The sequence below is a fragment of the Vibrio sp. 2132-1 genome (genome assembly GCF_033344315.1).
Window position 1 is genome coordinate 1 of the sequence record NZ_JAWPON010000004.1, and the last position, 17138, is coordinate 17138.

The 17138-nt window shown below is 42.6% G+C and carries 13 protein-coding genes; 3 read left to right on the top strand and 10 right to left on the bottom strand.

Annotated features, from left to right (window positions below; genetic code table 11):
• Positions 1-512: hypothetical protein (locus tag R8N47_RS05005; RefSeq protein ID WP_171343225.1), on the bottom strand; the 512-nt coding region annotated here is incomplete at its 3' end.
• A 152-nt stretch (positions 513-664) separates the two neighbouring features.
• Positions 665-2101 (bottom strand): arylsulfatase, encoded by a 1437-nt coding sequence (locus tag R8N47_RS05010; RefSeq protein WP_225455402.1) that lies wholly within the window; start codon positions 2099-2101, stop codon positions 665-667.
• Positions 2102-2348: 247 nt separating this feature from the next.
• Here R8N47_RS05010 and R8N47_RS05015 point away from each other — a divergent pair, with 247 nt between their 5' ends.
• Positions 2349-3866: an arylsulfatase gene (locus R8N47_RS05015; protein WP_033905220.1), complete on the top strand. Its 1518-nt coding sequence runs from the start codon at positions 2349-2351 to the stop codon at positions 3864-3866.
• A gap of 107 nt (positions 3867-3973) precedes the next feature.
• On the opposite strand, the gene R8N47_RS05020 is transcribed toward R8N47_RS05015, so the two are convergent.
• The 3 genes from R8N47_RS05020 to R8N47_RS05030 all read right to left on the bottom strand — a co-directional run bounded on the left by R8N47_RS05020 (position 3974) and on the right by R8N47_RS05030 (position 7611).
• Positions 3974-4972, bottom strand: a complete 999-nt coding sequence (locus R8N47_RS05020) for an HAD family hydrolase (protein ID WP_213913825.1) — start codon at positions 4970-4972, stop codon at positions 3974-3976.
• Between the two features lie 162 nt (positions 4973-5134).
• Complete coding sequence (locus R8N47_RS05025) at positions 5135-6232, bottom strand: hypothetical protein (protein ID WP_017634003.1); 1098 nt, start codon at positions 6230-6232, stop codon at positions 5135-5137.
• Positions 6233-6285: 53 nt separating this feature from the next.
• The gene (locus tag R8N47_RS05030; RefSeq protein ID WP_054579697.1) at positions 6286-7611 is read right to left on the bottom strand and encodes an anaerobic sulfatase maturase; all 1326 of its coding nucleotides are present in this window, start codon (positions 7609-7611) and stop codon (positions 6286-6288) included.
• 238 nt (positions 7612-7849) lie between these two features.
• On the opposite strand from R8N47_RS05030, the gene R8N47_RS05035 reads away from it, so the two are divergent.
• The gene (locus R8N47_RS05035) at positions 7850-8578 is read left to right on the top strand and encodes a formylglycine-generating enzyme family protein (protein WP_372434443.1); all 729 of its coding nucleotides are present in this window, start codon (positions 7850-7852) and stop codon (positions 8576-8578) included.
• Between the two features lie 46 nt (positions 8579-8624).
• Here R8N47_RS05035 and R8N47_RS05040 read toward each other — a convergent pair whose 3' ends face one another.
• Positions 8625-10955 carry a tetratricopeptide repeat protein gene (locus R8N47_RS05040; protein ID WP_017821944.1) on the bottom strand — a complete coding sequence of 777 codons (2331 nt, stop codon included), beginning with the start codon at positions 10953-10955 and terminating at the stop codon, positions 8625-8627.
• A 388-nt stretch (positions 10956-11343) separates the two neighbouring features.
• On the opposite strand from R8N47_RS05040, the gene R8N47_RS05045 reads away from it, so the two are divergent.
• Entirely contained in the window at positions 11344-12909 is a 1566-nt protein-coding gene (locus tag R8N47_RS05045; RefSeq protein ID WP_130546076.1) for an arylsulfatase, read from the top strand.
• 188 nt (positions 12910-13097) lie between these two features.
• On the opposite strand, the gene R8N47_RS05050 is transcribed toward R8N47_RS05045, so the two are convergent.
• The 4 genes from R8N47_RS05050 to ectA form a co-directional block, all read right to left on the bottom strand.
• Positions 13098-14519 (bottom strand): aspartate kinase, encoded by a 1422-nt coding sequence (locus tag R8N47_RS05050; protein WP_017820940.1) that lies wholly within the window; start codon positions 14517-14519, stop codon positions 13098-13100.
• Between the two features lie 86 nt (positions 14520-14605).
• A complete protein-coding gene (locus tag R8N47_RS05055; protein ID WP_005377769.1) occupies positions 14606-14992 on the bottom strand; it encodes an ectoine synthase in 387 nt (128 codons plus the stop codon).
• Positions 14993-15006: 14 nt separating this feature from the next.
• Positions 15007-16272, bottom strand: a complete 1266-nt coding sequence (gene ectB, locus R8N47_RS05060) for a diaminobutyrate--2-oxoglutarate transaminase (protein WP_017820939.1) — start codon at positions 16270-16272, stop codon at positions 15007-15009.
• Between the two features lie 34 nt (positions 16273-16306).
• Complete coding sequence (ectA, locus tag R8N47_RS05065; RefSeq protein WP_005393379.1) at positions 16307-16840, bottom strand: diaminobutyrate acetyltransferase; 534 nt, start codon at positions 16838-16840, stop codon at positions 16307-16309.
• Positions 16841-17138: the final 298 nt, after the last annotated feature.

The window sequence follows — 17138 nt, forward strand, 5'->3', positions numbered from 1 at the left end:
AGCCACTCATCGCTTATCTTGAGTGCGTCACCTTGAATCGTGACACTAGGAACTTCAAACTGGTTTTCGTATCCATCGCCGCCATCAAGAATATCCACCGTTAATATAGCATCGGGATTCAACCGCTCAGGAGCCTGAGTCTCAGAAGTTGGGTTCTCTCTTTCTTGCACTGCTGGCCTAGTAACATAGCCATTAGAAACGAGTTGCTCAGGTAAAACAGCGCGAATATAGGCAACAAAACTTAACCCACCAGAAGACTCACTAAAATCTCGAACGCTCTGATTAAAAGTGGATTCAATACCGTTTTGAGATGCAATTAAAAGATCATTCGAACTCGATTCATCCTCACTTGTTGTATCTTCATTAAATGCAATATCGAGAATGTCAGTATTAAGAACAACCACCTCTACTTCTGGAACTAATTGTTCGTTGGGCAACATTTGGATCCAAGAACCGTCACTTAAAACCGCCCAAAGAACATTACCGATTTGAATGTAGAGTATTGGCTGCATAATTCGCCCCATATGAAACAACGAACTTTAAGTATGGTCGACGAATATGACTGTTCAAATGAAACTAGAAAAAACATGGCCCTAAATGGCTCTAATGAGATATTGAACCAAAAACATACCTCATGTATGCGAGAAAGAGCCATTGGGATAAACTACTTCTGGCGTAACCCATCCACTGGAAATTGATTGAAATTCCCCTTGCTACAATCGGGCTTATATCCAAATGGAGCAGGGAAAGGAATCGTATCGCAGCTTGTTGCAACGGAAGATTCAAACTTTACTCTCTTTCCTATCATGATAGGAAATAACCATGTGGCATTATTTCTTAAATCAAACTCCTCTTTAGGGTCATCAATCAAATTGTATATTTCAGGGATCTGTAATGGGCGCCCTTTCTCCGGCATGATATCTTGATCAATAAAGTGCATCTTGTAATTTTCCCACTTATAAGCGTAGGTTTCAGAGCCATTGTTAACGATAAAACCATCTCGATTAGACTTTTCACTATCTCCCTTTAAAAAGGCCCACTGATCAATACTATCTATTGTTCTATCGCTTGGTAATTTGTATCCACCGACATGAGAAAGTGAGGCAAATAGATCCACAACATGGATAATTTCATCACTCACTCTGCCCGGTTTGATGTGGTTAGGCCAAGAGGCAATAAATGGTGTTCGGAGAGAGCCTTCAAGAGCCGTAAAGTACGCACCACGCCATGGTCCGCTAGAGCCTTGGTATGGCATATGCCACTCTGGACCGTTGTCAGAAAACCAAATCACTAGTGTATTGTCTTTAATTCCTGCTTTTTCTATTGCACCAATAACTTGCCCAGCTCGAAAATCTATCTCAGCTAACACATCTGAGTAATTTCCTTTGCCTGTTTTACCAATAAAATCAGGATGAGGTAGCGTCGGTAAATGTGGTTGAGTAAAAGTAATTACAGAGAAAAATGGCTTATTCTCTTTCACATTTCGATTTATAAAATCTGTGGCATGTTCAACTAGCTCACTGTCAATCGTTCTACGTGAGTCCAAATTATATTCTTTGACCCCTTTAGGATCCTGCCCTGCTCTAGCTGAAAGGATTTGAGGTTTAGGTAATATAGCTTTATAACCGGGTTGAGAGCTATATTCTGACTCATCCGTCGTATTTGCAATGCCATACCATTCATCAAAGCCTTGATCCGTTGGAAAGCGCCCTTTTTGGTCTCCCAAATGCCATTTCCCGTAAAGGCTCGTGTTATATCCTTGTTCCTTAAACTTCTCTGCAATGGTTATCTCCCAGTTCACCATACCGTAAGGCACTCCCCAAACAACCTTATCTGTCCCAGATCTAAGCGCTCGCCTCCCCGTCATGAATGAGGAGCGAGTTGGCGTGCATTGCGGTTCCACATTAAAATTAGTAAGGCGTACACCTTCTCTAGCAAGTTGATCTAAGTTTTTAGTTTCAACACCTCTGGTACTCCCATAGGAACTTAGTTCCCCCCACCCAAGGTTATCAACCAACATTACCACGACATTTGGTGTCTCTTCCGCAACCACTTCTAACGGGATACATAGAAACAGGATAGTTGCTAGTTTATTTTTCATAGTGTCGCCTTTCATTGAAATTCAATCCTGTAAGTGCGTCTTATCACACTTAAAACACACTAAAGTCTAGTCCATGTTAGTTAACATTTTTGAAAAACAGGGATTACTTGGAAGCAACAAAAAACCTCTACTATATTCAACTGACTACATTGTCTCATTTGGTGTCATCTAACTCGACTTCGCCATGATGAACACAATTAGTAACGTTATATAACGATAATGGATTCATTTATCGCGGAGGATTTTCATGCGAAACTCGATTAAAAAGGTAATGGCATTGGTCGGTACATTAGCTGCGTCCACAGCCTTTGCTGCCGATAAGCCCAACATCCTTGTGTTCTGGGGTGACGATGTAGGTGTATACAACATTAGTGCGTATCACAATGGTATGATGGGAGGGAAGACTCCTAACATTGATAAAATCGCCAATGAAGGTGCCATTTTCACAGACGCTTACGCACAACAGAGTTGTACTGCCGGACGAGCCTCATTTATTCTGGGTCAACATCCGTTTCGTACCGGTCTATTGACTATTGGTATGCCCGGCGCAAAAGAGGGTATTCAATCGAAAGATCCTACTATCGCAGAGTTACTTAAAAATCACGGCTATGTGTCTGGTCAGTTTGGTAAAAACCACCTTGGTGATCAAGATGAGCACCTACCAACTAACCATGGGTTTGATGAGTTCTTTGGTAACCTATACCATTTAAACGCGGAAGAAGAGCCTGAGTCTGAGTTTTATCCAAAAGATCCAGAGTTTCGTAAAAAATTCGGACCTCGAGGCGTGTTGAAGGCGACTGCGGATGGCAAAATCGAGGACACAGGTCCCCTTACTCGTAAGCGTATGGAAAACGTAGACCGAGAGTTCATGGATGCTAGCTTGGCCTTTATGGAAAAAGCAGTAAAAGAAGACAAACCATTCTTTATTTGGCATAACTCAACCCGTATGCACGTCTGGACACATTTGAGTGAAGAATATCAAGGGAAGTCAGGTTACGGCTTATACGCCGATGGCATGATGGACCTAGATGATCAAGTAGGTGTCATGCTTGATAAACTTGAAGAGCTAGGCGTAGCAGATAACACCATTGTTGTTTTTAGTACCGATAATGGCGCTGAGAAATTTACCTGGCCAGATGGTGGTACTACACCGTTCAAGGGCGAAAAAGGTACGACTTGGGAAGGCGGATTCCGCGTTCCGATGATGGTACGCTGGCCTGGAAACATTAAACCAGGAACGGTTATCAACGATATCTTTTCACAAGAAGACTGGATGCCAACTCTACTAGCAGCTGTGGGCGAACCTGATGTGAAAGAAAAACTATTGAAGGGTCATAAAGCAGCGGGCAAAACCTTTAAAGCACATTTAGATGGCTACAACCAACTTGATCTGCTGACTGGTAAAGCTGATGAAGGCGCACGCAAAGAAATCTTTTACTTCGATGCTGGTGGTAATTTAAACGCCGTTCGTTATAAAGACTGGAAGATCCACTTCAGTGTTATGGAGGGTGCCATTAATGAGGCATACCGCAAAACACCTAGTTGGCCTTTGATTGTAAACCTTCGTATGGATCCATTTGAGGTCGGTCCAGATGCAGCACTTTACGTCAGACATTTTTACGCTGATCAAATGTGGATGTTCGTTCCTGCTCAAGCTATCGTGCGTAAGTTCCTAGAGACATTTAAGGAGTTCCCTGCAACGAAAGGTAGCTCGTTAAGTATTGAAAAAGTGGTAGAAACAATGACACAGCAACCTAGAAACTAGACCCTAGGTATCGAAGCTACTGTGGAATTAACTAAGGCCTCAATTGTGAGGCCTTTTATTTCGTTGCAATTGTTTGGTTGCAGCAATTTATGGTCAAACAAAGATTATCATTTAGTGCTCTCTTTAAACACTTGATTCCAATCTTGTTTCATATCGACAAATAGCCAACCTTGCTCTTCACCTACTTTAAACGATTTATCTAACTTACCAACATGAGAATCTTTATCATACGCCCATTCACGCTTGTCATCCGTGTGATGGATAATCGCAGAAAATCTTGGACCTGAACCTGCTTTCGTCCACTCTAACATCTGTAAATCACCATCAGAATTACCAAACGCCATGACCGGACGTTTGCCAATGAAGTTTTGAATCGTCACAGGCTTTACTGCTTTGTCATTGACAAAGTCTATTTCCGGCATGCGTTGGATGGTAGGTTTTCCATCAACACTTTGATATTCCGCCTTTAACGTCGTCCCCACGATGTTTTGCGTTGGAATGCCGTATACTTCCGGCGCCCAAACGCGCATAAATTCAATTCCGCCTCCAGAAACGATGTAGGTCTGATAGTCGTTAGCTCTTAAATAGTCGAGCAGTTCGAGCATAGGTTGATAGACCATTTCATTGTATGGTCTACCCGTTGTTGGATGGACAGCCGTTTTCAACCATTCCTTAACTTCTTGATGAAACTGTTCAGTAGACATTCCAGAATGGGTTGCCATAACAAGCTTCATTACACCTTCGAGTCCTTGTTTACCAATCCCCTCCATGTCACCTTTTAATGCGGAAGCAAAGGGTTCGGTTGTCTTCCAATCAGGATGCTCAGAGGCCATTTCTTTTACTCTATCGATCGCAAAAAACAACTGTAGATAAACAGGCTTTTCTGCCCAAAGTGTTCCATCATTATCAAACGTCGCGATTCGTTGGCTTTCAGGAACATAGGAATCCGAACCTTGGGTCGTTGTTTTCGTAACAAACGCCATAATAGCTTGCTTAGCGTCAGTGTTGTTCCATGACGGAAGTGGATCTTGCATATCAGCAGCAACAGCGTAACTAGACAGAGCAAAACCTGTTGCTAAGACAATCGTCTTTAACTTTATAGCCATCTTAATTCCTTATATTGAGGTGCTAGGTGCGAATCCAATCAAAAGTATAGTTCAATTGAAACAGGCGCATATTGAACTGACATATCCAACGGCCACCAAAGAGTGACACCGTCACTAAATTGGTTCACTATTTTATTGAAATAGGAACATGGAATTTACCGATTAGAGTTTAAATTCATTGGCTTCAACTGATGTAGAGGCACTTTTACGTCCCTTTTTCTGATTGAGCTCTTCAATAACATAGTCGGGAGCGACCTTCGTTAGCTCTGTTAAACAGTCATCCGTTTTAGGGTTGCCGTATCTGACATAGATGTCACACACGGCATACAATTGTTCTGGAGCACCGGATATCAAATACGCTTGCTCAAAAGCGTTGACAGACTTCTTCAAGTCTAACTCTTCTTGCAGAACACCATTTAAATACCAAAAGTAACTGTTCGTCTTTGCCATCGTCGCAGCTTTGTCTATTTCAAACGCCGCTTCTTTCTTTTTGTCTAATCTAACCAAAGCGAGAGATTTAGAATAATGCAGCGAGGCATCTTCTGAATTTAGCTTGATGCCCTCGTCAAGCACGTTGATAGCTTTTTGGTCTAGCTGTTGCGCTCGGAAGTTGTCTGCATAGCTTAACCAAACTTGAGGGTTGTTTGGCTCAAGCTTAGTTAACTCTGGGTATATCAGCGCCGCTTTATCCCAATCACGATGCCAACGGTAAACGTCTGCAAGTAATAACTTGGAAACATTATCGTTCTTACTGGACAAGTGTGCTGTCAGCTCTGAAACAGGCCCTTCAAGTGACTGCTGTTGCTCTGAACTCAAATTGGCGTAATCTCGAACGAGGTTAATCGCTGCTGTAATTCGCACCATGGCGGCGTCATCACTCAATAATGGTGAAATCAAACGCCAACGGTGCTCAATCATATATGGTTGTGCTCCCACGATCGCAGCTTCGCGAATACCTGCATCTTCATCCTGCAACCCACGCGCAACTGCAACCAATGCATTTTGGCTTGGATAGTTGGCTAACTCACGTAAAGCATCAATACGTTTTTCTGAAGACAACTTTTTATTTTGCGCATCATAAGACAGCTTTTCGACTCGTTGCGCCGGTGTCATTTGAGCTTCTTGTGGAGTGACAACCGTTGTCGGCGATACTTGATCTGGGTCTAGCAATGTTGTTTCTTGTGCCACCACGGCTTGACTCGTAGCAATGCCGATCGAGATCACGAGTAATGATTTAGAGAGCAGCTTAATTTTTTGCATTCAATAACCTATATTCTTTCATTTCCGGGCCTGTAGCAGGCGTAGTGACTATCTTAAAACTTCATTTCAAACACAGTCTGTGTTTGAGTAGCTTGCTGGCGTAGAATCTGGTCACTGTATTTACCGTGAACCACTGGGTTACCTGTCGCTCGTAAGATGTACGCCATCGACTGATCAACATGGGTAAAAAACTTCTTCCAACCCGCGCAGAGATAATTAAGACCAGGCTCACCTTGCCTAGTACGGATAAAACGGTTTTTGGGACATTCTCCAAAACATGCAAATTGATAATCACATTGAAGGCACTGTTGGGGCAGCGTACGACTTTTAGCAAACCCAAATTTCTGCTGCTCAGAGCTATAAGCGAGCGTATCGAGCTTTTCGTGATGAATGTTTCCAACCTTATATTCTGGGTACACGTAATGATCACACGCAAACACATCACCATTAGGCTCCATTGCTAAGCCCTTCCCGCAGATTTCACCTAACGTACACAGTGGGTTTTTTCTGCCCATCCAGGTTTCGATACTGGCTTCAAAGTACTGCACAAACACGTTGCCGATATCGTGTAAAACCCATTCATTGAAAATCGCGATCAGAAAATTTCCCCATGCTTCATCCGCAACGCAAAAAGGCTCAACAACGGCATCTTTATGACCTGGGATCAACCGTTTATCTCCTTGCTTTAGTTGCTCGTTTGGCTCCCAAGTTTGAGGGGCGGTTGTTCTGAATGTTTTCTGCTCAACTATTGGAATAAACTGCATTTGAGGGGAGCGTACTTCATCTCGCAAGAATCGGTACACTTCAAGTGGGTTACGGCCGGTCAAGTTGTTAACACAAGTGAGCGTAGCAAACTTTACTTCGTGCTTATGTAATAATTCAACCGCATTCATAACTTGCCGGAATGTGCCTCTACCAGCTCGGTTTGTTCGGTAAGCGTTGTGCATCATTTCTGGGCCATCAATGCTTAAACCGACGAGAAAGTTGTTCGCCTTTAAAAACTCACACCATTCATCGTTAAGCAGTGTGCCATTAGTCTGGAGGTCATTGGAGATCGTAATGCCATCGGGACGGTATTTATTCTGTAGCTCAACAATTGTCTTGAAATAATCCAAACCTAGCATTGTCGGCTCACCACCCTGCCAAGAGAAAATAATTTCAGGTGTATTTTGTCCCGCTATATATTGACGGATATAGGTCTCGAGCGTTTCCTCATCCATGACTGGTGAGCAGCCTGGCTTGTACTCAAGTAAATCTTGTTTGCTTAGGTAGTAACAATAGGTGCAATCGATATTGCACACTGCACCGATAGGTTTCGCCATGACATGTAATCGCTTGGATGCTTTTCCATTGAACTGCGGACCTTGAGTTATGTGCATTCATCACCTTCTTAGTTGCTAGCCTGTGCCCAACGGCGCTAAGACTAATCATTAAGTTAATCGCCTAGTGTGATGATAATGTTCAATTATTCGTGGCGCTTGTTATAGTGTGTATAACTGTTTTTCATAGACTTGCCTGATAAAATTCTTTGATCATAAATGTTGATGGAGCTCCCCTATGAAGCATTCCAAAAGTAATACTCTTTACCTTGGTGCCGCTATTTCGATTTCGCTAATTATGACTGGATGTGCAACAACACAACCTAGCCCTCTTGCCCAAAAAATCGATCAAGATATGGTTCTTATTGAAGGTGGACAATTTACGATGGGCTCGGATAATCCGTCAGCAAATAAATCCGAGCGCCCGGCTCGCACCGTTCGCGTGGAAGATTTCTATTTGGCAAAATTTGAGGTAACCCAAGAGTTATTCGAATCGGTTACAGGCTCTTCTCTGAGTTATTTTAGAAACCCAAATACGCCCGTAAATAACATTAGCTGGCAACAAGCCAATTATTTTATAAAGAAATTGAATGAAAAAACGGGAGAGCACTATCGTTTACCCACAGAAGCAGAATGGGAGTTTGCAGCGAAAGGGGGGAATCTAAGTCAAGGATTCACTTACGCGGGAGCTGATGATATTAACGACGTTGCCTGGTATGCCAGTAACTCAAACAATAAGGCACACAAGGTAGGTCAGAAAAAACCGAATGAGCTTGGCTTATACGATATGACGGGTAATGTTGGTGAGTTTGTTATTGATGCGTTTGATGAAGGTTATTACAAATCAGCACCAAGTGATAATCCGGTAAACGCAAAAGATGAAAAAGAAAGCCTTGCACACAAGTCTGTACGAGGTGGTAGCTTTGCCTATGATGCTGACGAATCCGAAAACTATCGTCGCGATTTTGCTAGCCAGTCAGTCATCATGTCCGACATGGGGCTGAGATTAGCGAAAGACGCTGATTAAACTAAGTAAGAAAAAAGTGGAGCGATAAAAGCTCCACTTTTGGTAATTAGCTCCTATTGACCCCGACAATAGAGGCTTTAAGCTGATCAATAGCTTGTTTAGGTGCATAGTGACTAAGCTCTTGTATGCACCTATCGAAAGCAAAAGCGACAGCACCTTTTTTATGATTTCTCGCTAGAACCTCGCATTGAGCATACAAGTGCTGTGGATTGCCACCGACTTCAAATGCTGTTTGCAACGCTTTACTGGCTTCTAGAACATCGCTTTTTTCTAGAGCTAGACCGTACACGTACCAATAATGAGCATTAGTTTCACCAATTTCTGCGGCACGTCTAAGTAGCTTTTTCGCATCATCAGCTTTGCCTTGACGCAACAAAGAAAGACCTGCGCTGTATGGTAACGTGCTGGATTTAGGTTGAGCTTTCATCCCTTGTTGTAGCACCGTGAGCGCAGCTTCTTCTTTACCTAGGTGACGATACAAATCTGCTAGGTTAACGTAGCTATTTTCGAAATAGGGTTCGATGCTGATCGCTTGTTTATACAGCTCGGCCGCTTTGTCGATTTCACCTAAGCTGCGGTACACATTCGCCAAATTGGTTCTTCCGAAACCACGATCGGCATTAAACTCTTGAATTTCCATGTACTCTTCTAAAGGCGATTTAATGATATCTTTTTGTAAAGGGGTCATTTGTGCGTAGTTCGCTACCAGCACCGAGGCAGCTTCCGTTCTCACTGAAAGCACCGGGTCATCAAGCAATGGCTCTAGAATCCGCCACCGATCATGAAATTCATAACCAGACGAGCCTGAAATTGCCCCTAATCGAACCATTTCATTCTCATTCTTAACGGCCCTAGCCAAAGATACTGTTGTATTTTGGTCTGTATTGCCTCCCATCCTCTCCAGGGCTGAGGCGCGAATAATGTCTTTTAAAGACGAATCCTGAGCAGAGTATGCTAACGCATTTGCTGCTCCTTGATGACCAATTGAATCCGCATAAAATGCGACAGCAAAATGTTGCTGATTACGATACTTCGAATTCGGGTACCATTCTGCTATCTGTTCATCGGCCCATTGATTGCTTTTATCTTCATGGCATGACATGCAAACATTGGGCGTTCCAATATGTTTGCTCAAATCTGGTCGTGGAATATGCCAACTGTGGTCTCTACGAGGATCGACTTGCATGTAAGTCGTTTCTGGCATGTGACAAGTCGTACATTGCGATGCTTCAGATCCAGCCTTATGAAAGGTATGCTTTTCAGGTGTATATTCAGATGCAATATGGCATTGCGAACATACTGCCTCTTCTGGGATCGTTAATTCTGCCGTGTGTGGATCATGGCAATTAGTGCACGTGACCCCCTTCTCCGCCATTTCAGATTGAAGAAACGAACCATAAACATAATCTTCGTCGTAAATCTGTCCATCATGATAGTAGAGTTCAGGTGTTATAAGACTTAAGCGATATTTATCAAAAAAGGAACCTTTAACATGATCACCTGTTTCATTTAACTGGGTTCGGCGACTATGGCATTGAGCGCATGTTTGCACTTGATTGGTTGCTTCAATTGATTTCGGCTGTAACGTACTATGGCCTTCCTCAAACACCCAATCCGACACTGCTTTAGACAAATTTCGATCAAAGCCATAATGGCTGTCATGCTCAAAAGAAGTGCCAGCATTTTTGTATTTCTTGGCCAGTTCTATGTGCTGACTAGCAGGACCATGGCATGCTTCGCATCCCACATTAATCTCTGACCATGAGCTGTTGTAAGTGTTTTTGTCAGCGTCGTAATTCTTCTTTAGGTGCGTTGAATGGCAATCAGCACACATGAAGTTCCAATTTTGCCCGGTATTGGTCCAATAGAATTCATCCGTTGTTGTCGTTTCTGGATAAAGATGAAACCAACGCTGTCCCCCTTCAACTTTAGCTCTTGTGTCCCAAGCAAAAGGAATAAGCTGCACGCGGCCATCTTCAAACTCGACCATGTACTGCTGTAATGGTTCCCAGCCAAATGTATAGCTGATCTTATAGTCATGCCATTGCCCGTCAGAGCCTTGAATGTTGACCCAATATTCGCCGCCTTTTTTAAAAAAACGATTAGGCATTCCTTTGTGTGTTACAACATGGTTATCAAAATTACCACGCACAGAGGTTGTACTTGCATGCTTCATGGCCATATCGTGATGTGACCCTTTCCAGGCCTCCACCTCGTTTTGGTGGCAATCTATACAAGCTTGTGTGCCAGCATATTCTGGATTTAAGCCTAAAGGAATATTTGGTTTCTCTGTTAATAACTCTTGAGAAAAAGCCATAAAACTGACAACAACGTTGACCAGCAATAAAATACGAAACCGGCCTGCCCACTGACTCATAGATATCCTTATATTTATAATGCACAACCTAAATCAATATAGACACTAAATCACTGGTTATACAAATAATTACAAGCAATACATAACGACTTTAGTATTGCTTTAGGACCGTAAAACAAGCGAGCATCCTATTGTTTTTCATTTCCATCCCCTCTTCTACTACGCAATAAAAATAAGGCTCTTCAGTGATCTAAATCTACTTTACGAATCTCTACAAACTAACAGGACAATCCTATTTCTTCTTAATTAACAAATGGTTACTACCTAGCAATAACTTATAGTTATATCGAGTATAAGAGGATTTTTCTATATACATCATTAACTTATGCAGCAACTAAGCATAAGGCTCACTTGTGCTTATCTTTACTCTCAACAATCTGGAGTTTTTATGGCAAATCAATTGAGCAAAATCGCTGTAGGCGCAGGACTGTTAGCGGCGTCTAGTGCTGCTATAGCAGCAGACAAACCGAATATACTGGCAATTTTTGGTGACGATATCGGCTACTGGAATATCAGCGCATACAACCAAGGTATGATGAGTTACAAAACGCCAAACATCGACCGTATCGCGAATGAAGGTGCGTTGTTCACAGATCACTACGGACAACAGTCTTGTACTGCTGGTCGCGCTGCCTTTATTACGGGTGAAGAGCCATTTCGTACGGGTTTGTTAACAATTGGTATGCCAGGCTCTGACCACGGCATACCTGATTGGGCACCAACCATTGCAGATCTGTTAAAAGAACAAGGTTACATGACGGGTCAATTTGGTAAAAACCACTTAGGTGACCAAGATAAGCACTTACCGACAAAACACGGCTTTGACGAATTCTTCGGTAACTTATATCACCTAAACGCAGAAGAAGAACCTGAAACTTATTACTACCCTAAAGACCCAGAGTTTCGTAAAAACTATGGCCCTCGTGGTGTCATTAAGTCTTATGCCGACGGTAAGATTGAAGACACTGGCCCGATGACACGAAAACGTATGGAGCACGCAGATGAAGAGTTCCTAGAGAGCTCTTTGGCATTTATGGAAAAAGCAGTTAAGGCGGATAAACCCTTCTTTATTTGGCATAACGCCACTCGTATGCACGTTTGGACTCGCTTGCAGGAAAAATACCAAGGTAAATCAGGTGTAAGCATTTATGCCGATGGTATGCTGGAACATGATGATCATGTAGGTGTTTTACTCGACAAGCTGGATGAGCTAGGTGTTGCAGACAACACTATCGTTATCTACTCAACGGACAACGGCGCAGAAACCATGACTTGGCCAGATGGTGGCGCAACACCATTCCATGGTGAAAAAGGTACAACTTGGGAAGGCGGTATGCGTGTTCCTCAACTGGTTCGTTGGCCAGGCGTCATTAAGCCAGGAACCAAGATCAATGAAATGATGGCACACCAAGACTGGTTGCCTACATTATTGGCAGCTGCTGGCGTACCTGATGTAAAAGAAAAACTGGCAGAAGGCTACAAAGCAAATGGCAAAGAATGGCGTGTGCATTTAGATGGTTATAACTTCATGCCATACTTTGAAGGTAAGGAAGAAAAAGGCCCTCGTGAGTCGCTGCTTTACTTTACGTCTAATGGTGAATTAAACGCTGTCCGCTGGAATGACTGGAAACTTCACTTTGCAACGCTTGAAGGGAACCTAAGTAACGCAGTTCGTTTTGCTCCGAACTGGCCTAAAATCATCCACCTACGCGCTGACCCATTCGAAAAAGGCCCAAGCGAATCACAAATGTACTTGCGTTGGATGGCTGACAACATGTGGCTATTTGTACCTGTACAAGACGTTGTGGGAGAGTTCTTTAAAACACTTCCAGAATACCCAATGCAGCGTGGCACAGCGATGAACCCTGCTTCACTAAACTACGACTCTCTAAAAATGCAAGAGAAGCTGCAACAACTAGACAAAGTTGAACAAGAAATCAGCAAGTTTAAGTAAACTAAGTTAACGTTAGTTAATCAGTAACATAAGCCAGCAGACCATTCTGCTGGCTTATGTGTATCGCCACATAGGAACTTACTTAAATCGCCTGTTTAGCCTATACAAAGTGGGCATTGTGAGTACAAACTGAAAAACAAAAAAAGGAGAGCTAACCTGCTCTCCTTTGTATTTTAACCGTGGATAAACTAAGCCACATTAACCGATTTAGCTACACTGCTACTTTGGAAAAACTCATCATGCAATGCGCAAATCGCGTGCTGGTATTCCTTATCACCGACAACAAATTGAACATTTACATTTCTCAATGATGAGTGCAGTGCAACTGGCGTAACGCCATTATTCATCAATGCAAGCACACCTTTCGCCAACGTCTTGTTGGTATCAATTTGAGAACCGATGGCTGAGATAAGCGCGACCATACGACCTTTAATCGAGGCATTCGGATAACGTTTCTCGGCTTTATACAATACTTTGTTTAAGCTATCAGTACTGCCACCTAGATAGTAAGTAATAGAGTTAGCGTTCATCTCTTTACCAACCAAACTTACACGAGCATCGGAGATGATTTCCATCAATTCGTAACTAACGTTATCGGCTTTTCCTACCATTGCTTGGTCAAACAAATGCAGTGCAAATACTTTTTCTTTACCTGCGATGATCTCGACTTTGTCTTCTTCTGGGCGGTAGCTTGAAGAGATCAAAGTACCTTCGTGTTCAGGTTCGAATGTATTTTTAATCTGTAGCTCAATACCACTTTCACGTAAACCCGCAGCGGCATTTGGGTGAATCGCTTCCATGCCAAGGTTAGCAAGTTGGTCTGCTACGTCATAGTTTGTACTACCAATTGGTAATACTTTTTCAGGGCCAACAACGCGTGGGTCTGCTGAGCTCAAGTGGTACTCTTTGTGAATTACTGCTAAATCCGCTTTTGTTATTGCTGCAATTCGGCTAAATGTCATCTCACTATAACCTCGGTCATAAGTGTGCATTAGGCCCTCTTTACAGTAAGCATAACCTGTCACGATTGGCAGTTCTTTTGATACATCGATATCAGCAAACGCGTCACTGATCGACTCATCAAGGCTTCTTGGCGCTTGATTATCCCAACCAGACAGGTCAACGAACTTAGCGTTAATACCCATATTTTTTAGTTTTAGTGCTGTGTTGTAAGCACTATGTGCCTCACCGATAGACGAGAGAAACTCTCGAATTTGAGGCAAGTACTGGCGCAACGAAAATTGACCGTACTGACAGGTTTCTAAAATATTCGCGATACAGTTTTTCGCTTCAGCAATGCGGGAGCGAATGAATTTATCCGCACGGATACGATTCATTGGGTCCGCAAAAATATTTTCATTGGTCAGCAACATACGGCTTTCAACGTACGCTAACGCTTCTTCCCATTTGTCGTCGCGTTTCGCGATAAGCTGATAAACGCCTGGTTTACTGGTTTTTTTACACTCGAGCAGCGCATCGGTCATACCACCGTATGCAGATACGACAAAAATACGATTGTATGGTGTTTTGGGACGAAGAATAATATTGTCGAGAACAGCATCAAATGCTGTCATTGATGTACCGCCGATTTTTTCTACGGTAAATGTCATGATAAGCCTTTTTTGATTGGTAACTTTAAAAAGAAAAAAGAAGAGATAGTAAAGTGTGGGGTGGCAAAGCACCCCACCATCATCTTTTAGTCAACGAGAGGATAAACACCGTTTTCATCGTGCACTTCAGCGCCAGTAATCGGTGGGTTAAACACACACGCCATTACCATTTCTTTATTCTTATAAGCTCTCAAGTAGTGCTCATCGTGTTTATCAAGGATATATAATGTACCTGGTTTGATTGGGTACGTTTCTCCACCTACAACTTCAATCTCACCTTCACCACTCATACAAAACACCGATTCAAGGTGGTTTTGATAGTGAATATGAGTTTCTGTATCTTCATAAATCGTTGTGATGTGGAAAGAGAAACCCATGTTGTCGTCTTTCAACAACATGCGGACACTTTCCCAGTTATCTGAAACAACACGTCGTTCGCTGTTGCGGCATTCATCTAGAGTTCTGACGATCATAATTAAAATCCTTATTAAGATGCTTGTTTGAAATGTTTCGCAGCGATAGTCTCTACTGCATTTTCAAAGATGCTTAGTCCTTGATCTAGCTCTGATTCGCTGATGGTTAGTGGACAGAAGAACTTCACAACTTCATCGTCTGGACCCGCTGTCTCTATCACCATTCCATTCTCGAAACAGTTTTTCGCGATTTCAGATGCCATGTCACCATTGATACATTCAATACCAACCATCATGCCGCGGCCTTTTTTCTGCACAAACATTTGTGGAAAGCGACGAACACAACGGTCAATCACTGCACTCACCTTGTCTGAACACTGCTTGATGTGTGTTTCAAAATCATCGTTTGCCCAGTAAATTTCTAGTGCTTTTGCAGCAGTAATAAAGGCGTGATTATTGCCACGGAACGTACCGTTATGCTCGCCTGGCTTCCACTGGTCAAGCTCAGGCTTAAGTAATACGACAGCCATCGGCAAACCGTAACCACCGATCGACTTCGATAGCGTCACGATATCCGGTTGGATACCAGACGGCTCGAAACTAAAGAAAGTACCGGTACGTCCACAACCTGCTTGAATGTCATCGACAATCACAAGAATGTCATTGGCTTTACAGATTTTGCTCAAACGTTGTAACCACTCGTTTGAAGCAGCATTTAAACCACCTTCACCCTGCACAGTTTCAAGAAGTACAGCGGCTGGTTTATCCATACCTGCAGAGTTATCATTTAGCATGGTTTCGAACAGCGCAAGACCATCTACGCCAGCGTAACCTTCAAATGGAATACGAGTGACGTTACTTAGACTAGAACCGTTACCTTGTCTGTGATGCTGGTTACCCGTTGCAGCCAGTGCGCCAGCAGTACAACCATGGAAACCGTTAGTAAACGCAACGACGCTGTCGCGGCCTTTTACTTTTTTAGCCAGCTTCAATGCCGCCTCAACAGCGTTAGTACCTGTTGGGCCCGTAAACTGAACCTTGTAATCCAAGTTTCTTGGTTTAAGGATGTAAGTATCCAACGCTTCCAGAAACGATGCTTTCGCTTCTGAGTGCATATCCAAACCGTGAGTAATACCGTCCATTTCAATGTACTCAAGCAACGCTTGTTTTAGTACTGGATTGTTATGGCCGTAATTTAGAGATCCCGCTCCAGCAAGGAAGTCTAAGTATCGTTCACCTTGTTCTGTTTCTAGCCAGCAGCCTTTCGCTTTACGAAAAACGACCGGGAAATTGTTTGAATATGAGCGTACGTTGGATTCCTGCTTTTTGAAAATATCCATGATGAGACCGTTTTTATTTCCTATTGTTTGAGGATTATTTGAGAGGAATGCGATACAAATATTCTGTATCGTGTTTGCCTTTAAAGTGGGCTTCTTCATCCAAAAATGTGCTTACTTGGCCAGAATTGCCGTTCATCGCATCTAACTTTTTGAACAGTGCCCAAGAGGCTTTATTATCTTCCGTGATGGTAGTTTCTACCGATTTAACACCGCCTAATTCCTCTCGGGTGAGAAGTTCTTTCAACATGCGGAATGCTAAACCATGACCTCTAAAGCGAGGTGAGACTGCAACTTGCCAGACAAATAAAACGTCTTGCTCGTCTGGTTTCTGATAACCGGAAATGAAACCTGCGATTTCGCCTTTTTGCTCAACCAAAATACTGGTTTTGCTGAAATGCGTAGACTGTAGGAAATTGCAATAAGATGAGTTCATGTCCAATGGAGGACAGTCTGCAATCAAGCTGTAAATGTCGTCACCATCAGAGATTTTAGGCTCACGAAAAATCCATTTTTTACTTGAGTCTTCTCCAATCTCTGGATAAAGGACCCAAGGTGCTGATGTGATCATGTGAAAATACATATCCTTTGAGGTCTAATTAAATTTCCTTTTTATTATGGGCATCCCTCGCGACTAAAAATCAAATAATCCGCCTTTTTATCGGTATTTTTGTGATTCAAATCACAAAAATAAACCTATTAACCAAAAGTTAAAATAGTTCGAGGTCTAATTTATTAAATAGTCACCTAAATGCACAGTACAAAAAACAACCAGAATAAGACCGTTTTCCATGCTGTTCATTTCTCAGAGAAAAATAGAAATCCAAAAAAAAGCGGCATGCTTTCGCATACCGCTTTTATCAATAATT